Annotated in this window: 21 protein-coding genes; 16 read left to right on the forward strand and 5 right to left on the reverse strand. The window is 64.1% G+C overall.

Annotated features, from left to right (window positions below; all coding sequences use genetic code 11):
* Positions 1 to 35: 35 nt before the first annotated feature.
* Positions 36 to 929, reverse strand: coding sequence for a ribokinase (locus CSAL_RS09350; RefSeq protein ID WP_011507139.1), 894 nt, complete (start codon positions 927 to 929; stop codon positions 36 to 38).
* Between the two features lie 28 nt (positions 930 to 957).
* Positions 958 to 1,899 carry a D-2-hydroxyacid dehydrogenase gene (locus CSAL_RS09355; RefSeq protein ID WP_011507140.1) on the reverse strand — a complete coding sequence of 314 codons (942 nt, stop codon included), beginning with the start codon at positions 1,897 to 1,899 and terminating at the stop codon, positions 958 to 960.
* A 219-nt stretch (positions 1,900 to 2,118) separates the two neighbouring features.
* Between CSAL_RS09355 and CSAL_RS09360 the strand changes: the two genes are divergently transcribed.
* The 14 genes from CSAL_RS09360 to CSAL_RS09425 all read left to right on the forward strand — a co-directional run bounded on the left by CSAL_RS09360 (position 2,119) and on the right by CSAL_RS09425 (position 13,554).
* Positions 2,119 to 2,376, forward strand: a complete 258-nt coding sequence (locus tag CSAL_RS09360; protein ID WP_011507141.1) for an FmdB family zinc ribbon protein — start codon at positions 2,119 to 2,121, stop codon at positions 2,374 to 2,376.
* Between the two features lie 66 nt (positions 2,377 to 2,442).
* Positions 2,443 to 4,221 carry an aspartate--tRNA ligase gene (gene aspS / locus CSAL_RS09365; protein WP_011507142.1) on the forward strand — a complete coding sequence of 593 codons (1,779 nt, stop codon included), beginning with the start codon at positions 2,443 to 2,445 and terminating at the stop codon, positions 4,219 to 4,221.
* Positions 4,222 to 4,324: 103 nt separating this feature from the next.
* Complete coding sequence (locus tag CSAL_RS09370) at positions 4,325 to 5,074, forward strand: YebC/PmpR family DNA-binding transcriptional regulator (RefSeq protein ID WP_011507143.1); 750 nt, start codon at positions 4,325 to 4,327, stop codon at positions 5,072 to 5,074.
* Positions 5,071 to 5,631, forward strand: coding sequence for a crossover junction endodeoxyribonuclease RuvC (gene ruvC, locus CSAL_RS09375; RefSeq protein WP_011507144.1), 561 nt, complete (start codon positions 5,071 to 5,073; stop codon positions 5,629 to 5,631). The genes CSAL_RS09370 and ruvC overlap by 4 nt, the downstream gene beginning before the upstream one ends.
* A gap of 80 nt (positions 5,632 to 5,711) precedes the next feature.
* Positions 5,712 to 6,326, forward strand: a complete 615-nt coding sequence (gene ruvA, locus CSAL_RS09380) for a Holliday junction branch migration protein RuvA (RefSeq protein ID WP_035409600.1) — start codon at positions 5,712 to 5,714, stop codon at positions 6,324 to 6,326.
* A gap of 9 nt (positions 6,327 to 6,335) precedes the next feature.
* Positions 6,336 to 7,388, forward strand: coding sequence for a Holliday junction branch migration DNA helicase RuvB (ruvB, locus tag CSAL_RS09385; RefSeq protein ID WP_011507146.1), 1,053 nt, complete (start codon positions 6,336 to 6,338; stop codon positions 7,386 to 7,388).
* Positions 7,385 to 7,780 (forward strand): tol-pal system-associated acyl-CoA thioesterase, encoded by a 396-nt coding sequence (gene ybgC, locus CSAL_RS09390; RefSeq protein ID WP_011507147.1) that lies wholly within the window; start codon positions 7,385 to 7,387, stop codon positions 7,778 to 7,780. Before ruvB ends, ybgC begins: the two co-directional genes overlap by 4 nt.
* Before the next feature lie 51 nt (positions 7,781 to 7,831).
* The gene (gene tolQ, locus CSAL_RS09395; protein ID WP_011507148.1) at positions 7,832 to 8,509 is read left to right on the forward strand and encodes a protein TolQ; all 678 of its coding nucleotides are present in this window, start codon (positions 7,832 to 7,834) and stop codon (positions 8,507 to 8,509) included.
* Positions 8,510 to 8,519: 10 nt separating this feature from the next.
* A complete protein-coding gene (gene tolR, locus CSAL_RS09400) occupies positions 8,520 to 8,957 on the forward strand; it encodes a protein TolR (RefSeq protein WP_011507149.1) in 438 nt (145 codons plus the stop codon).
* Positions 8,958 to 8,966: 9 nt separating this feature from the next.
* Positions 8,967 to 10,067 (forward strand): cell envelope integrity protein TolA, encoded by a 1,101-nt coding sequence (gene tolA, locus CSAL_RS09405; protein ID WP_011507150.1) that lies wholly within the window; start codon positions 8,967 to 8,969, stop codon positions 10,065 to 10,067.
* Entirely contained in the window at positions 10,067 to 11,353 is a 1,287-nt protein-coding gene (gene tolB / locus CSAL_RS09410) for a Tol-Pal system beta propeller repeat protein TolB (protein WP_011507151.1), read from the forward strand. The genes tolA and tolB overlap by 1 nt, the downstream gene beginning before the upstream one ends.
* Positions 11,354 to 11,395: 42 nt before the next feature.
* Positions 11,396 to 11,929, forward strand: a complete 534-nt coding sequence (gene pal / locus CSAL_RS09415; RefSeq protein WP_011507152.1) for a peptidoglycan-associated lipoprotein Pal — start codon at positions 11,396 to 11,398, stop codon at positions 11,927 to 11,929.
* Positions 11,930 to 11,948: 19 nt separating this feature from the next.
* Positions 11,949 to 12,713, forward strand: coding sequence for a tol-pal system protein YbgF (ybgF, locus tag CSAL_RS09420; protein WP_011507153.1), 765 nt, complete (start codon positions 11,949 to 11,951; stop codon positions 12,711 to 12,713).
* Positions 12,714 to 12,768: 55 nt separating this feature from the next.
* Positions 12,769 to 13,554 (forward strand): YciK family oxidoreductase, encoded by a 786-nt coding sequence (locus CSAL_RS09425; RefSeq protein WP_011507154.1) that lies wholly within the window; start codon positions 12,769 to 12,771, stop codon positions 13,552 to 13,554.
* 54 nt (positions 13,555 to 13,608) lie between these two features.
* Here the strand turns inward: CSAL_RS09425 and CSAL_RS09430 are convergent, their stop codons facing one another.
* Positions 13,609 to 14,268 (reverse strand): HAD-IA family hydrolase, encoded by a 660-nt coding sequence (locus CSAL_RS09430; RefSeq protein WP_011507155.1) that lies wholly within the window; start codon positions 14,266 to 14,268, stop codon positions 13,609 to 13,611.
* Positions 14,265 to 15,002, reverse strand: a complete 738-nt coding sequence (gene ubiG, locus CSAL_RS09435) for a bifunctional 2-polyprenyl-6-hydroxyphenol methylase/3-demethylubiquinol 3-O-methyltransferase UbiG (RefSeq protein WP_011507156.1) — start codon at positions 15,000 to 15,002, stop codon at positions 14,265 to 14,267. Before ubiG ends, CSAL_RS09430 begins: the two co-directional genes overlap by 4 nt.
* Before the next feature lie 268 nt (positions 15,003 to 15,270).
* Here ubiG and galU point away from each other — a divergent pair, with 268 nt between their 5' ends.
* Both galU and CSAL_RS09445 read left to right on the forward strand, forming a co-directional pair.
* Positions 15,271 to 16,158 (forward strand): UTP--glucose-1-phosphate uridylyltransferase GalU, encoded by an 888-nt coding sequence (gene galU / locus CSAL_RS09440; protein ID WP_011507157.1) that lies wholly within the window; start codon positions 15,271 to 15,273, stop codon positions 16,156 to 16,158.
* A 3-nt stretch (positions 16,159 to 16,161) separates the two neighbouring features.
* Complete coding sequence (locus tag CSAL_RS09445) at positions 16,162 to 17,454, forward strand: nucleotide sugar dehydrogenase (RefSeq protein ID WP_011507158.1); 1,293 nt, start codon at positions 16,162 to 16,164, stop codon at positions 17,452 to 17,454.
* Positions 17,455 to 17,536: 82 nt separating this feature from the next.
* On the opposite strand, the gene CSAL_RS09450 is transcribed toward CSAL_RS09445, so the two are convergent.
* Positions 17,537 to 18,118, reverse strand: a complete 582-nt coding sequence (locus tag CSAL_RS09450) for a superoxide dismutase (protein ID WP_011507159.1) — start codon at positions 18,116 to 18,118, stop codon at positions 17,537 to 17,539.
* Between the last annotated feature and the right edge of the window lie 46 nt (positions 18,119 to 18,164).

The raw sequence follows: 18,164 nt of genomic DNA on the forward strand, positions 1-18,164 counted from the left end.
ACGGATTTCAGAGGCGTCATACGCTGCCTCGACGGTTATTCATGGAAGGACGCCGCGACGTCGCTGGCCAGCGGAATGCTGGGCGCGGCACCGGCTCGCTGTACGCACAATGCAGCGGCGGCGCTGGCTTCGCGCAGACACGTATCGATGGACGCTTCGCGCTGGCGGGCGGCCATGAAATAACCGATGAAGGTGTCGCCGGCGGCGGTCGTGTCGACCGCTTCGACCGGCAGGGCGGGCAAGGCCAGACGCTGCTCGCCCCACTGATAGCAGACGCCATCGCGCCCCAGGGTCAGCACCAGCTCGACGTCGGGCAACCGTCGTGACAGCACGTCCAGGAGTGCGTCGACCTCGGCATTGTCTTCGAGCCCCGCCAAGGCCGCCGCCTCGCCTCGATTGAGAAACAGCACCTGGCACAGTTCCAGCGGCAGCGAATGCACGTTGGCACCGAGCGGCGCGGGATTGAACGCGATGCGCATGCCGTGGCGCGCGGCCAGCGTCATGACGGTGCCCAGGGCGTTGCATTCGTTCTGCAGCAGCAGCCAGTCGCCTGGCTGCACCGAGGTCATCAAGGCCTCGATATGACGCTCGCTGAAGCCGTGATTGGCGCCCGGGTTGAGAATGATGGCGTTTTCGGCGTGATCGTCGACCTGGATGATGGCGTGCCCGCTGGCATCGGCGGTGAGTTCGATGAGCGAGGTGTTGACGCCGGCGCGGGCAAGGGTCTCAAGCGCCCAGCGATCGCTTTGCGAGAGACGTCCCCAGTGCGTGACCTCGCCGCCCGCACGTGCCATGGCCAGCGATTGATTGGCGCCTTTCCCGCCCAGCACCTGGGTATAGCTCTGACTCGACAGCGTTTCACCGGGTCTCACCAGATGGCTGACGCGGTAGACATGGTCGATGTTGATGGAACCGTAATTGTAAAGCATGCAAGCTCCTGGCCTTTAGCCTCCTGGATCAAGCGCGCGAGGCGAGCCAGTGGCGCAGGTTGTCGACGGTCAGACGCACGACGTTGGCACGCGCTTCCGGCGAGATCCACGCACTGTGCGGCGTCACGATGAGGTTATGGCCTTCCTGCAGCGCGTCGATGAGTGCATGCCCCTCGCGCGGCGGCTCGTCGGGCAGACTGTCGACGCCCAGGCCTCCCAAGGTACCGTTGCGTAGCGCGTCCAGCGCGGCGCTTTCATCTATGATACCGCCCCGTGCGCAATTGAGCAGCAAGGCACCTGGCTTGAACCGTGCCAGCATGTCGGCATCCACGAGGTGACGCGTCTCGTCGTTCAGCGGGCAATGCAGGCTGAGCACATCGAGTTCTCCCGCCAGGGACGCCAGGGCGGGGCGTGAGTCGTGCGCTTCATTGCCGGGGCGCGCGGCGAAGGTGACGCGCATGCCGAACGCCTCGGCCAGATGGGCCACGGCACGTCCGAGTTCGCCGTGTCCGACGATGACGAGGTGCTTGCCGGCCAGTTGCAGGGTGCGGTGGTCGAGCAGGCAGAACATGGGGCTGTCGTTCCAGCGCCCGGCGGCGACGTCGCGCATGTAAAGGGGGAGACGGTTGGCCAGCGCCAGCATGAGCATCAACGTATGCTGGGCCACGCTGGCCGTGCCGTAGGCCGTGACATTGCGCACCTCGATGCCACGGGCCTTGGCGGCTTGCATGTCGATATTGTTGGTGCCCGTGGCCAGCACACAGATCAGTTCGAGATCGGGCAGGGCGTCGATCAATTCGGCATCGATGACGACCTTGTTGGTGAGCGCCACGGTGGCGCCGGCAAGGCGCGCCTGGCGTTCCTCGCGCGCGGTGTGTGCATGGACCTCGAGCGTGTCCACCGCCTCGTGCAGAGGCGTGAGGTCTATGTCGTCGCCCAGGGTGGCGGCATCGAGAATCACGGCTTTCATGCAACGTCCTTTTTCTTTTCGGGAGACAGGAGCGCCCGAGGGCAGGGTAACGGGGGCAATGATATCGAACGTGGATACGCCTTGCCCGTCGGGTGCCGCTACACGCTATAATGTGCGGCTTTCGAGAGAGGCTTGGAAAGTGCGATCTCCGGCCCTATATCCCTGCCACCGCGCGAGTGGCGCGCGGGCGCTTTCTTGATGACATGAATGGTGAGAACCATGCCCATCTACGAGTATGAGTGCAAGGCCTGTGGCCATCGCCTGGAAAAGCTGCAAAAAGTCAGTGCTGCCGCGTTGACCGATTGCCCGAGCTGCGAGCGCGCCGAGTTGTCACGCTTGATATCCGCGGCCGGCTTTCGCCTGGCCGGTGGCGGCTGGTACGAAACCGATTTCAAATCGGGGCAAAAGCGCAATCTGGCAGGGGACGGCGGTGCCACGTCCGCCCCTGCCGATACCGGCGGCAAGACGCCGGCCTGACGCATTCGGCGCCGTACGGGCGGCGCCGAATCGCCCCATGAGACAAGCAACGAAACAGGATCAGACATGCGCAGTCACTATTGCGGTCAGTTGAACGAAACCTTGGTGGACGAGGAAGTCGCATTGTGCGGCTGGGTGCATCGTCGTCGCGATCACGGGGGGGTGATTTTCCTCGACCTTCGCGACCGCGATGGCATCGCCCAGGTCGTCGTCGACCCCGATACGCCCGAGGCGTTCGCCAATGCCGATCGCGCCCGCAACGAGTTCGTGCTGCGCATTCGCGGACGCATTCGCCTGCGCCCCGAGGGCACGCAGAATGCCCACATGCCGACCGGCATGATCGAGGTGCTGGCCAAGGACGTGGAGGTGCTCAACACCGCCGCGACACCGCCGTTCCAGCTCGACGAGCACGGCAAGGTCGGCGAGGAAATTCGCCTCAAGCATCGCTACATCGATCTGCGCCGTCCGGAGATGATCGACAAGCTGCGCCTGCGCTCGCGCATCACGCACAGCGTGCGTGCCTATCTCGAGGGCCAGGGGTTCCTCGACATCGAGACGCCGATCCTGACACGCGCCACGCCGGAAGGCGCGCGCGACTACCTGGTGCCCAGCCGTACCCACGCCGGCGAGTTCTTCGCCTTGCCGCAGTCGCCGCAGCTGTTCAAGCAATTGCTGATGGTCTCGGGGTTCGATCGCTACTACCAGATCGCCAAGTGTTTCCGTGACGAGGACCTGCGCGCCGATCGTCAGCCCGAATTCACGCAGATCGACCTCGAGGCATCGTTCGTCGAGGAAAGCGACATCATGTCCCTCACCGAAGACATGATCCGTCGCCTGTTCCAGGACGTGCTCGATGTCGAACTGCCGGCATTTCCGAAGATGCCCTACAGCGAAGCGATGAATCGCTATGGCTCCGACAAGCCGGACCTGCGTATTCCGCTGGAACTGGTCGACGTCGACGACCTGATGCAGGGTGTCGACTTCAAGGTGTTCTCCGGTCCGGCCAAGGCCGATGACGGCCGCGTGGCGGCGCTCAAGGTCACCGGTGGCGCCACGCTGTCGCGCAAGGAAATCGACGCCTACACGGACTTCGTGAATATCTACGGCGCCAAGGGGCTGGCCTGGATCAAGGTCAACGAGCGTGCCAAGGGCATCCAGGGGCTGCAGTCGCCGATCGTCAAGTTCATGGAAGACATCATCGAGTCGTTGCTCGACCGGGTGGGCGCCGAGGATGGCGACATCATCTTCTTCGGTGCCGACAAGGCACGCATCGTCAATGAGGCGCTGGGAGCCCTGCGCGTCAAGCTGGGCGAGGACCTCGACCTCTACACCCAGGCGTGGGCGCCGTTGTGGGTCGTCGACTTCCCCATGTTCGAAGCCGACGACAACGGTCGTCTGGCCGCCTTGCACCATCCGTTCACCGCGCCGTCGTGCACGCCGGAAGCCTTCAAGGCGGACCCCGCCAATGCGCTGTCGCGGGCCTACGACATGGTCCTCAACGGCACCGAGCTGGGCGGCGGCTCGATCCGTATTCATGACCAGACGATGCAGCGTGCGGTCTTCGAGGTGCTGGGCATCGGCGAGGAAGAGGCCGACGAGAAATTCGGCTTCCTGCTCGATGCCCTCAAGTTCGGTGCGCCGCCCCACGGTGGCCTGGCCTTCGGCCTCGACCGGCTGGTCATGCTGATGAGCGGTGCCAGAACGATTCGCGAAGTGATCGCTTTCCCCAAGACGCAAAGCGCGGCTTGCCTGATGACCGACGCCCCGGGCGAGGTCAGTGCCGAGCAGCTCAAGGAGCTCAACATTCGCCTGCGTCAAAAGGCGCAGAACAACGGCGACGTCTGACGGAGGCCGCACGTCCTGCGTCCTTCTCGTTGTCCCGGCGCCCCTCGGGCGCCGGGTGTCCTGCAAACCGCGAACGCCTGTATTTCCAAGGAGTGACGTCGACATGGCAGGCCATAGTAAATGGGCGAACATCAAGCACCGCAAGGCCGCCCAAGATGCCAAACGCGGCAAGATCTTCAGCAAGTTGATCCGTGAACTGACCGTTGCTTCCCGCCAGGGCGGCGGTGAAGTGGCGGACAACCCCCGCCTGCGTGCTGCCATCGACAAGGCGCTGGCCAACAACATGACCAAGGACACCATCCAGCGCGCCATCGAGCGCGGCGCCGGCAATACCGACGGCGACGAGATGGAGGAGACCGTCTACGAGGGTTACGGCCCCGAGGGGGTCGCCGTGCTGGTCGAATGCATGACCGACAATCGCAATCGCACGGTGTCCGACGTGCGGCATGCCTTCAGCAAGAACGGCGGCAATCTCGGCACCTCGGGGTCGGTGGCGTTCATGTTCCATAAGCAGGGGCGACTGACCTTGCCCGAGGGTGTCAGCGAGGAAACGGCGATGGAGGCCACGCTGGCCGCCGAGCCCGAGGACATCGTCACGCAAGCCGACGGCACGCTGGAGGTCGTGACCTCGCCGGAGCGCTTCGGCGCGGTGAAGGACGCGCTGCTCGAGGCGGATATCGAGCCCGTCGCCAGCGACGTGGGCCTCTACCCCGACAACTACACGTCGATCGACGATGTCGAGACGGCGCGCAAGGTCCTCAAGCTGTTCGACATGCTCGAGGATCTCGACGACGTGCAGAACGTCTACTCCAACGCCGATTTCTCGGACGCCGTCATGGCGGAACTCGAGTGACGGGCGAGGGCTCGGCGACCATCCTGCTGGGCATCGACCCCGGCTCGCGCATCACCGGCTATGGCGTCGTCGATGTCGCCACGCCCACTCCTCGCTACGTGGCCAGCGGCTGCATCCGCATCAAGAGCGACCAGCTGGCCCAGAAGCTCGCGCAAGTCTATGCCGGCATCGGCGAGCTGATCGGCCTGCATCGCCCGCACGAGATCGCCATCGAGCAGGTCTTCATGTCGAAGAACGCCGACTCCGCGCTCAAGCTGGGCCAGGCACGCGGCACGGCGATCGTCTGCGCCGCCAACCATGGCCTCGAGGTATTCGAGTACGCCCCCACCCAGATCAAGCAGGCCGTCACCGGTACCGGTGCGGCGACCAAGGAGCAGGTACAGCACATGGTCACCGCGATCCTGGGGCTCGATGGCGTGCCGCAGGCCGATGCGGCCGATGCGCTGGCCATCGCCTTGACGCATGCCTACGCGCGCCAGGGACGTTCGTTGCCGCCCTCGCGAGGGCGCCGTCGCAGCGGGTCGCGCCAGCGTTGGCGTGACTACCGCCCGAGCTGAGGCGGGCTGCGTCGGGCGCTGGTCAGTCGCGGGGTGGATCAGTATAGTGTCAAGCCAGTCAATCGAAGGATTTGATGTGCATGATCGGACGCTTGCGTGGCACCCTGCTGGAGAAACAACCGCCGTGGATCGTGGTCGATGTCGGCGGTGTCGGCTATGAGCTGGAAACTTCCATGACCACCTTGCTGGCCCTGCCGGGGCCAGGCGAGGAAGTTCAGCTGCATACGCATCTGGCGGTGCGCGAGGACGCGCATCTCCTCTACGGCTTCGCGCGAGGCGACGAGCGGCAACTGTTCCGTGCCCTGATCAAGGTCAATGGTGTCGGCCCCAAGCTGGCGCTGGCGATTCTCTCGGGCATGGACCAGGAAGCCTTCATCCGCTGCGTCATGGAAGATGACATCAAGGCGCTGACGCGCCTGCCGGGTGTCGGCAAGAAAACCGCCGAGCGGCTGGTGGTGGAAATGCGCGACCGCTTTCCGCACTGGCAGCTCGAGCAGGAAAACGGGCTGCACGCTCTCGAGCTGGGCGCCTCGCCGACGACTGCCGCGCCCGATCCCCAGGCCGATGCCGAATCGGCGCTGGTGGCCTTGGGCTACAAACCCACCGAAGCCTCGCGCATGCTGTCCGGGCTCGATGACGGCCTCTCGACAGAGGGCCTGATCAAAGCTGCGCTGGCCCGCAAGCTGGCTGGCTAAGGACCGCGAATGATCGACACCGACCGTTTGATCGCGGCGCAACCTCAAGGCAGCGAGGTGCACGTGGATCATGCCATTCGTCCGCGTCGTCTTGCCGAGTACATCGGCCAGCCCCGCGTCCGCGAGCAGCTGGATATCTTCATCAGCGCCGCGCGCAAGCGGGGCGACAGCCTCGACCACACCCTCGTCTTCGGCCCGCCCGGCCTGGGCAAGACCACGCTGGCCAATATCATCGCCGCCGAGATGGATGTCGATATCAAGTCGACCTCCGGCCCCGTGCTCGAACGCGCGGGCGACCTGGCCGCCATGCTGACCAACCTCCAGGCCGGCGACGTCCTGTTCATCGACGAGATCCATCGTCTGCCCGCTTCCGTCGAGGAAGTGCTTTACCCGGCGATGGAGGACTACCAGCTCGATATCATGATCGGGGAGGGGCCCGCGGCGCGCTCCATCAAGCTGGACCTGCCGGCCTTCACGCTGGTCGGCGCCACGACACGCGCCGGCTTGCTCACGTCGCCGCTGCGCGACCGCTTCGGTATCGTCCAGCGCCTCGAGTTCTACGCCGTCGAGGAACTCACCGAGATCGTCGTGCGCTCGGCTCACTTGCTGGGCGTCGACGCCGAGCGCGACGGTGCCGCCGAAATCGCCCGGCGCGCGCGGGGCACGCCGCGTATCGCCAATCGCCTGTTGCGTCGTGTGCGTGACTTCGCCGAAGTGCGTGGCGATGGCCGGCTGACCGCGGCCATCGCCGACCAGGCGCTCAACATGCTGCACGTCGATCGCCACGGGCTCGATCACATGGATCGGCGCCTGCTGATGGCGATGATCGAGAAATTCGACGGTGGCCCCGTGGGGGTCGACAGTCTCGCCGCGGCCATCAGCGAGGAACGCGACACGATCGAGGATGTCCTAGAGCCGTACTTGATCCAGCAGGGCTTCATGATGCGAACGGCGCGCGGGCGTGTGGTCACTCGCTCGGCCTATGAACATTTCGGCTTGACGCCGACCGACGCCGTCGCGACGGCCGTTCCCCTCACGCCCCCCGGAGAAAGCGACGCATGAGCGACTTCACGCATACGGTAAAGGTGTACATCGAAGACACCGATGCCGGGGGCATCGTCTATTACGTCAATTATCTCAAATACATGGAGCGGGCACGCAGCGAGTGGCTCAACCACCACGGCCTGACCCAGCGTGACTTGCTGGGCCAGGGTATCCAGTTGGTCGTGCATCGCCTGGAGTGCCGTTATGCCAAGCCCGCCCATCTCGACGACGAATTGCACGTCAGTGCCGATGTCGTCGAATCCACTGCCTGTCGCGCGACATTCGAACAGACAGTGACACGTCGCGGGGAACGATTGTGCGAGGCTCGGGTGGACATCGTCTGCCTCGAGGCCTCTCGGCTAAAACCCGTGCGTTGGCCGGATGCCCTGCATTCCGTCATGCTCGGATAACCAAGCGAAACGAACTCTCAAAGCGACACGAGGACTGCCGTGAACGACTCCATGTCCATCCCGCATCTGATCATGAACGCCAGCCTGGTCGTTCAGTTGGTCATGCTTCTTCTGCTGGCGGCTTCCGTCGCCTCCTGGATCGTGATTTTCCAGCGCGGCTTCGCCCTGCGGCGTGCCGAAAAGGCCTATCGGGACTTCGAGGATCGCTTCTGGTCCGGCGTGGATCTCAATGAACTCTATCGCGAACTGCCCGCCGAGCAGGAATCGCTCGGCGCGGAACACGTCTTCCGCTCCGGTTTCCGCGAGTTCAACCGCCTGATGGCCAAGACCCAGAGTACCGAGGCGGTTCTCGAAGGGGTGCAGCGCGGTCAACGGGTCGCGCTGTCCCGCGAAGAAGATCGTCTGCAGCTGCATCTGACCTTCCTGGCTACCGTGGCCTCGGCCACCCCCTACATCGGTCTTTTCGGTACCGTATGGGGCATCATGGGCTCGTTCCAGAGCCTGTCCATGGCCCAGCAGGCCACGCTTTCCACGGTCGCGCCATGGATTGCGGAAGCGCTGGTAGCCACGGCCATGGGGCTGTTCGCCGCGATCCCCGCCGTGATTTTCTACAACCGGCTTTCTGCCCATGCGACGAGGCTTCTCGGCAAATACGAAAACTTCGCCGAGGAATTCCACGCCATCCTGCATCGAAACCTGCAGGGACGCAGCGAACGCGCGGCATCCTGAGGGAGGAAGCATGTACGGATCCTATCATCGCCGCCAGCGGCGCAAGCCCATGGGCGAAATCAATGTCGTGCCTTTCATCGACGTGATGCTGGTACTGCTGGTGATCTTCATGATCACCGCCCCCATGCTCAACCAGGGCGTCAACGTCGAGCTGCCGCAGGTCACGTCCGAGCCCATCGACACCGACGAGCGGGAGCCGTTGATCGTGTCGGTGGATCGCGAGGGGCAATATTACATCTCGCTGGGTGACGAAGAGACGCCGGTCGCGCTCGACAAGCTCGGTGAGCAGGTTACCGCCATGCTGAGTCGTCGTCCCGATACACCGGTCATGGTGCGGGGTGACCGCAATGTATCCTATGGTCAGGTCGTGACGCTGATGAGCACATTGCAAGGCGCTGGCGTGGGCAATGTCGGGCTGATCTCCGAGCCCCCGTCCAGTGAACAGTGAGGAGTCGACATGGCGAAACGTGAACGCCGTGTAGGCTATGGGTGGCCCACGCTACTGGCGATTGGCGTGCATGTCGCGGCGCTGTTGTTGACCATCATCAAATGGCCTGCCAGCGAGCCCGAACCCACGTCGTCATCGGTGGTACAAGCCACCTTGGTGCGCGCCGAAACGGCGACGGATCAGCCTCAGCAAACCGAGGAATCCGCGCCTGCCGCCTCGCAGGCCGAGGAGCAAACGCCGGACGAGCCGCCCGCGCCCGACACGAACGAAGAAGCCCCCAGCGAACCGGACGAGACCAGCGTCCCGGAGGTATCGGACACCGCGGTGGAACAAGCCCGAGCAGAGGCACAGCGCTTGCAGGAAGAGGCCGAACGCGCCGCGCAAGCCCGCGCGGAAGCCGAGGCGGAACGCCAGCGCCAGCAGGAAGAAGCCGAACGCCAGGCCGAGGCGGAGCGTCAACGCCAGCAGGAAGAGGCCGAGCGCCAGGCCGAGGCGGAGCGCAAGCGTCAGCAGGAAGAAGCCGAACGCCAGGCCGAAGCGGAGCGCAAGCGTCAGCAGGAAGAAGCCGAACGCCAGGCCGAAGCGGAGCGCAAGCGCCAGCAGGAAGAAGCCGAACGCCAGGCCGAAGCGGAGCGCAAGCGCCAGCAGGAAGAGGCCGAACGCCAGGCCGAAGCGGAGCGCAAGCGCCAGCAGGAAGAGGCCGAGGCGGCGCGGCAGAGAGAACTTGCCGAACGGGCCGCCCAGGCCAATGCCTCTTCTCTGGAAAGCATGATCAGCGAGGAACAGCAATCCATCGCCAATGCCGAGCAGGCCCGAGAGGCTGCCAATGGCTTCAAGAACCTGGTGCGTCGCTACGTCGAGCAAAGCTGGAACCTGCCACCCAGTGCATCGCGACAATTGCGGGCCATCGTGCGCATTCAGCTATTGCCCACGGGCGAACTGGTGGGAGCCACCATCACGCAAAGCAGTGGCGATGCGGCCTTCGACCGCTCGGTGATCAACGCCGTCGAAAGAGCTGCACCGTTTCGTGAAATGAGTGAACTCGACGCCTCGGTACAACGTCAGTTCCGTGAATTCAATCTGGACTTCAACCCAGAGGACATCCGCTGATGAAACGACTCAATCTGTGGGCAGCTTCGTTGCTGTTAATGCTGTGTGCCGGCATGGCGCATGCCGAACTCACCATCGAGATCACCAAGGGAAGCGATCAGGCGATTCCCATCGCCATCGTTCCCATGGCCAATGGCGACGATCTTCCCGAAAACGTCTCGCGCATCGTCAGCAACGACCTCGAGCGTAGCGGCCGTTTCGAGCCGCTGCCGCGGGAGTCGCTGATTTCCCGTCCGAGCAGTAGTGAAGAGGTTCACTATCAGGATTGGCAGCAGCTGGACAGCGACTATCTGGTCGTCGGCAAGATCGACAACCAGGGCGGTGAATACCGGATCCAGTACGAACTGCTCAACGTGAATGGCCAAAACCGCATGCTCGGCGAGGTCGTGACCTCGAGTCGCGACCAGCTGCGCGACAGCGCGCATTACATCAGCGATCAGATTTTCGAGGAAATCACCGGCATTCGCGGGGCATTTTCCACCAGCATCGCGTACGTCACCGCCAGCGGCGTCGGCGATGACATCGATTATGCCCTCAGCGTCGCCGATGCCGATGGCCACAATAGCCAGCAAATCCTGTCCTCGGACGAACCCATCCTGTCACCGGCCTGGTCACCGGATGGCGGCAAGCTGGCGTACGTGTCTTTCGAAACCGGGCGCCCCGGCATCTATGTGCAGAATCTCGCCACCGGCCAGCGTGTCCGTCTGACCTCGTTCGAGGGCATCAACGGTGCGCCGGCCTGGTCGCCAGACGGTCGCAAACTGGCGATGTCGCTGTCCAAGGACGGCCAGCCGGAAATCTATGTCATGGACATCGCGTCCCGCGATCTGCGGCGCCTGACGCAAAGCGACGCCATCGACACCGAGCCCGAATGGGCCCCGAACGGCCGCAGCCTGATCTTCACGTCCGACCGCAGCGGCAACCCGCAGATCTATCGCTACGACCTGGGCAGCGGGCGGGCCGAACGCCTCACCTTCACCGGCAGCTACAATTCACGTGGTCGTTTCAGCCCGGATGGAGACGCGATCTTCATGGTGACGCGTGACGACTCGGGCTATCACGTGGCGCGTCAGGATCTGGATACCGATCGCATGACGATTCTCACCGATTCCGATTGGGACGAGTCGCCCAGTGTTGCGCCGAACGGCACCATGGTAATCTTCGCCACCCAGGAAGGAACGCGCGGCGTGCTGGGGGCGGTATCGGCCGATGGCAGCGCATCTTTCCGTCTGCCATCGCCGCAGGGCGACGTGCGGGAACCCGCATGGTCTCCCTTTTTGGACTAACCCGCGTAATGTGTCATTCGATTTCCAAGTAAGGAGAAAACAATGCAATTCAAACCCTATGCCAAAGGATTCGCCGTCGCCCTGTCGTTGGCGGTTCTCGCCGGGTGCTCCAGCACAGGCGGCACTCAGGACGGCAGCATGGATGGCACCTCAGGGACTGGTGCCGGTGGTACAGGCACGGCGTCCAGCCAAGGAATGGGCGACGGGCAGGGCACCTCGGGCACGTCGATGAGCGATCGTGACGCCATCCCCGAACAGCGCACCATTTATTTCGCCTTCGACCGTGACACCATTCGTCCCGAGTTCGAATCGGTGCTGAGCGCGCATGCCGAGTACCTGCAGAGCCATCCCAACACGAATGTCGTGCTGGAAGGCCATGCCGACGAACGCGGTACGCGTGAATACAACCTGGGCCTGGGCGAGCGTCGCGCGCGCGCCGTCGAGCAGTATCTCACCGTGGAAGGCGTCTCTGCGTCCCAGATCGAGATCGTCAGCTATGGCGAAGAGCGTCCTGCGGTACGCGGACACGATGAAGAGTCCTATGCTCAGAATCGTCGCGTCGTCTTCGCTTATTAACACGCCGCCGGAGTGACGTATGAAACACGGTCTGAAAAGACTGTGCGGCGCGGGAGCCTTGTTGCTCCCGCTGTCCGTGTGGGCCCAGCCCGCGGTCGATGACTTGACCGACCAGTCGAGCAATAATTTCTACAACCAGACGGCCGCACGCGAGTCGGGCGGCAATCTGGCCCTGTTCAACCAGTTGAAGGACAATCAGCGCGAGATCCAGCAACTGCGAGGGCAGATCGAGGAGCTCCGTTACCAGCTCGAACAGCAGAAGCAGCTGTCGCAGGAACGTTACCTGGATCTCGAGAAACGCCTCGACACGCTGGCCTCGCAACGCCGTGAAGCCATCGACACTGATGCCGCGGCATCGGTCACGGAAGAGGCATCCGCCACGGGCGACCAGGACGCTCAGACCGGCGATCAGGGACGCGATGCCTATCAGGCCGCCTTCCAGAAGGTCCAGGCACGCGAGTTCGATGCAGCGATCAAGGCCTTCGAGGACTTCATCGGCGACTACCCGAATTCCAGTTTACGTGCCAATGCGCATTATTGGCTGGGTGAGCTGTACTCCGCCCAATCGCAGCTGGATGCCGCCGCCAAGTCGTTCCAGACGGTCATCGACGATTTCCCCGAAAGCAACAAGATGCCCGATGCGTTGTACAAGCTGGGGCTGCTCAAGGCACGCCAGGGACATCCCGATGAAAGCCGTTCGCTGCTCGATCGGGTACGCAACGACTATCCTGAAAGCAACGCGGCCAGCATGGCCGAGGACTTCCTCAACCAGTCCGGCAACTGAACGCTGCCGGCCATACCGAGCTGATCCCCCGACGGATACGAGGCGGAGGTGAACTATGGAGTGCCATATCGACTATCAGCCGGCGGCCGACCTGCTCGAGGGGCGGGTGATCCTGGTGACCGGCGCCGGTGACGGTATCGGGCGTGCCGCGGCGCGCTGCTTTGCCGCACATGGCGCCACGCTGATACTGGTGGGGCGCACCTTGGCCAAGCTCGAGGCGGTGTACGACGAAATCGAAGTGGCCGGCGGCCCGCAGCCCGCGATTTTTCCGCTGAATTTCGAAGGTGCCACCAGCAAGGAGTACCACGAGCTGGCCGGCACTCTGTCCCGGGAATTCGGCCGTCTGGACGGACTGCTGCATAACGCCGGCCTGCTCGGCGACATGGCCCCCTTCGCCGATTACGATCTCGAACTCTGGGAGCGCGTGATGCACGTCAACGTCACCGGCCCTCTCTGGATGACGCAGGCCTTGCTGCCGCTGCTGCAGGCATCGCGCGATGCCTCGGTGATCCTGACGTCATCGAGCGTCGGACGGAAGGCGCGGGCGAAGTGGGGCGCCTATGCCGTCTCCAAGTTCGCCACGGAAGGCTTCATGCAGCTCCTGGCCGACGAGCTCGCGGGCACTTCAAGCGTCCGCGTCAACACGCTCAATCCGGGGGCTACGCGTACCGCCATGCGGCGGCGCGCCTATCCCGAGGAAGACCCCACGACATTGCGCACGCCCGACGCGATCATGCCCACCTACCTGTGGCTGATGGGACCGGACAGCCGTGAACGCACGGGTGAGGCTTTCGATGCACAGCCCCCGCGAACCTCACGCCCGGGGCACGTCGCCGGGTAAACCGGGCACTGGCACCGAGAAAGAGCTGACCGTGTCCGCGGATGGCACTCCGCATCAGGCGCCCAGTGCTCGTGTCAGGCTTTCCGGGGTCTCGAACCAGCGATCCACCGGCCAGGTGTCCGGCGTTTCGCTCGCGCCGATGTAGCCGTAGCGCACTGCCACCGCCCACATGCCTGCCGCACGCGCGGCCTGCATGTCACGGCAATGATCACCGATGTACCAGCAGTCACCCGGCGCGACACCGAGCCGCCGTGCGGCTTCGAGCAGGGGAGCGGGATCGGGTTTCTTGACGGGGAGGTCATCCGCGGCCAGCAGCACCCCATGCGTCAGGTTCAGCGCCTCGACCAGCGGCGCGGCGTAGGCGCGCGGCTTGTTGGTCACGATACCCCAGGGCCGACGCGCACGATCCCAGGCTTGTAACAACGGCTCCAGCCCGGGAAACACGCGGCTGTATCGCGCCACGTCGCGCCCGTAGGCCTCCAGCAAAAAGCGCCGTGCCTCGCCGTGATCGGCGTGCGAGGGCGCCAGTCCGAGCGCGAGCTCCACCAGGGCACTACCGCCATTCGACACTTCGGGGCGAATCACCTCGTAGGGCAGTGCCTCTAACCCGTGGTGCGCCCGCAAGGCATTGGTCGCACAGGCCAGATCGGGCGCGGTGTCGACGAGCGTGCCATCGAGATCGAACAGCAATGCCTCGGGCCACGCGTCGCTCATGCCTCGTCCCCCGCGCCGGTCCACTCCGGCGTGCAGTGCACCATGTAGTTGACGGATACGTCATTGGCCGTCAGTCGATAGCGCTTGGTCAACGGGTTGTAGGTCAAGCCCGTCTGGCGACGTACCCGCAGGCCCGCATCGCGGCACCAGGCGGACAACTCGGCCGGACGAATGAACTTGCGATAGGTATGGGTCCCCCGGGGTAGCAGCTGGAGCACGTACTCGGCGCCGAGGATGGCGAACAGATACGCCTTGGGGTTGCGATTGATGGTCGAGAAGAACAGGTGGCCACCGGGCTTGACCAGGGTCGCGCACGCACGCACCACGGCCGCGGGATCGGGCACGTGCTCGAGCATCTCCAGGCATGTCACGACATCGAACTCGCCGGGATGTTCGGCGGCCATCTCCTCGGCGCTGATCTGACGATAGGTGACATCCACGCCGCTGGTTTCCTGGTGCAGGCGGGCCACGGCCAACGGGGCCTCGCCCATGTCGATTCCCGTGACGTGCGCGCCTCGATGCGCCATCGCCTCGCTGAGGAGCCCGCCGCCGCAGCCCACGTCGATGGCCGTCTTGCCCGCCAGGTTCGCCTGTTCATCGATGAAATTGAGGCGTAGCGGATTGATGTCATGCAGTGGCTTGAACTCGCTTTCCGGGTCCCACCAGCGGCTGGCGAGCGCCTCGAACTTGGCGATCTCGGCCTGATCCACGTTGTCTCGGAGCGTCTCGCTCATGGCGTGTCCTCTTGGGAAAATGGTCCGGCGATGCGCGCCTGGCGAGGGCAGTGGCCCGTCGCGCGTCGGCATGCCAATATCGTGCATTCTACAACGTTATGCGCCGATGTTGAGGATCGCATCCCGCATGATGGTAGAGAACAGGCATTGGCCTTGAACGTCTTTGCCTGAACATCATCAAAGGAATGCCGAATCGGTGACGCCGTGGCCCTTTTGGCTATGGCATACTGCCGTCATTCGTCCCTGGAACGCTAAGGAAGGAACCTGCATGATCAAGAAGGCCGTACTCCCCGTCGCTGGTCTCGGTACGCGTTGCCTGCCGGCCTCCAAGGCCATTCCCAAGGAAATGATCACCATCGTCGACAAGCCGGTCATCCAGTATGTCGTCGAGGAGGCCGTCGCGGCCGGCATCAAGGAGATCGTCCTGGTGACGCACTCCAGCAAGAGTGCCATCGAAAACCACTTCGACAAGAACTTCGAGCTCGAATCCATGCTCGAGGCCAAGGGAAAGGACGAGCTGCTTGCGGAAGTCCGCAACATCGTGCCCGACGATGTCAGCATCATCGCCGTGCGCCAGCCGGTCGCCCTGGGGCTGGGCCACGCGGTTCTCTGCGCGCAGTCGGTGATCGGCGACGACCCGTTCGCGGTGCTGTTGCCCGATGTTCTGGTCGATGCGGAGGGACTGCCGGAAAACGACCTGGCCGGCATGATCCACGCCTTCGACAAGAGCGGGCAGGCCCAGATCATGGTCGAGAACGTGCCGCACGAACTGACCTACAAGTACGGCATCGTCGCCCTGGATGGCGAGACGCCCGCACCAGGCGTCAGCGCCCCCCTGAGCGGCATGGTCGAGAAGCCCAAGGTCGAGGAGGCCCCCTCCAGCCTGGCGGTGATCGGTCGTTACCTGCTGCCGGCGGCGATCTTCCCGCTACTGGCCGAAACGACGCCCGGCGCGGGCAACGAGATCCAGTTGACCGACGCGCTCGAAACGCTGCGCCAGCAGCAGGGGGCCGAGGCCTACCGCATGCGTGGCAAGACCTATGACTGCGGTCACCAGTTGGGCTATCTCGAAGCCACCTTGGCGTTGGCCAAGCGCCATCCCCAGCATGGCGAAGGATTCCGCGCCTTGCTGAGCCGCTACGCCGACGAGGGCTGAGCCATGCGCGTCAACGTGTATGGAAGCGAGCTTTCGGCCGCGGTGGCAGCGGCAGCGCTGTCTTCGGTAGGGCACCAGGTCGTCTGGTGCCCCCATCCCGACTTCCCCTGGCATAGTCTGGAAAGCGCCGAATGGCTGATACGCGAGCCGGGGCTCAAGGAACAGATCGACACCGGCTGCCGCTCGGGCCTGCTGACGATTGCCGAGACGCCTGCGCATGGCGAGGTGGACATCCACTGGCTGGCCCTGGCACCCGACCAGCGAGACGCGGCCGAGGCGTATGTGGCCGACGTGCCGGCCGCGCAGAGCACGCCGCTGGTGGTGATCAACAACTCGACCTTCCCGGTGGGTCACACCGAACGCTTCGAGGCCTTGCTCGGTCATGCCGGACAGGTGGCCGTCGCCTTGCCGGACATGCTGGAAGAAGGGCGTGCCTGGGAGACCTTCACGCGTCCCTCGCGCTGGCTGCTGGGCAGCGAGGACACCCAGGCCACGCACCAGGTCCGCGAATTGCTGCGCGCCTTCAACCGCCGGCAAGACGTCTTCCAGCTCATGCCGCGGCGCGCCGCGGAACTGACCAAGCTTGCCATCATCGGCATGCTGGCGACGCGCATCAGCTACATGAACGAGCTGGCGGGGCTCGCCGATTCCCTGGACGTGGATGTCGAGCACGTGCGTCTGGGGATGGGCGCCGACAGCCGCATCGGCTTCGAGTATCTCTATCCCGGTTGCGGTTTCGGCGGTCCGAGCTTCTCGCGCGATCTCATGCGTCTGGCCGATGTCCAGCATGCCTCGGGGCGCGAGTCGCTGTTGCTCGAGCATGTACTGGATATCAACGAGCAGAAGAAGGAGACGCTGTTCCGCAAGTTCTGGAACCACTTCCACGGCCAGCTCTTCGAGCGTCGAGTGGCGATCTGGGGGGCCGCGTTCAAGCCCGGCACCACGCGTATCGACCAGGCACCGGTGCTCACCCTGCTCGATGCCTTGCTGGCACAGGGCGTCAACGTCAACGTTCACGACCCCGAGGCATTGCCGGCGCTGCGTGCGTTGTATGGCGATCACCCACGCGTCACGTTCTGCGATGACGACTTCTATGCCGCATGCGACGGGGCGGATGCCCTGATGCTGGTGACGGAGTGGAAGTGCTACTGGAACCCCAACTGGCGGCAATTGAGCGAGCGCATGGCCACGCCGCTGATTCTCGACGGACGCAACATCTTCGATCCCGACTATGTCGCGGCTCGCGGCTTGATCTATCGCGGTATTGGCCGGCGAGCGGATCCGACAGGCGCCTGACCCCGACGAGCCCCGCCAATGCGGGGCTCACCGCGTGAAGCGGGCGAGCCAGGAGGGGAGAGCGTATTCGGCCCGGAGGTTCTCAGTCGTTGAAGTTCTGGGTGATGAAGTCCCAGTTGACGATGTGCCAGACGGCATCCAGGTATTTGGGACGCGCGTTGCGGTAATCGATGTAGTAGGCATGTTCCCAGACGTCGATGGTCATCAATGGCGTGAGACCATGCGCGATGGGCGAATCCGCGTCGTCGGTATTGCGGATGTCCACGCCGCCCTCGTCGGTCTTGACCAGCCATGTCCAGCCCGATCCGAAATGCTCCAGCGCCCGGGCATTGAACGCTTCCTTGAATGCCTCGAAGCTTCCGAACTTCGCCTGGATCGCCTCACCCAGCGCACCGCCGGGCTCGCCGCCGCCGTGCGGCGAAAGGCAGTGCCAATAGAAGGTGTGATTCCAGACCTGCGCGGCCTGGTTGAACACGCTTCCGGTCGTGGTCCGCATGAGCGTCTCGAGCGACTTGTCCTCGTGCTCGGTGCCCTGGACCAGCTCATTGAGCTTGTTCACATAGGCCTGATGATGCTTGCCATAGTGATATTCCAGGGTCTCCGTCGACAGATGGGGTTCGAGTGCGTTCTTTTCGTAGGGCAGCGCGGGCAATTCAAATACCATGGGGCTCTCCTTGTAGCATGGTCGCCAATGTCCCCTCGCGTTAACG

It is taken from the genome of Chromohalobacter israelensis DSM 3043, from assembly GCF_000055785.1.
GTDB classification, from domain to species: domain Bacteria; phylum Pseudomonadota; class Gammaproteobacteria; order Pseudomonadales; family Halomonadaceae; genus Chromohalobacter; species Chromohalobacter israelensis.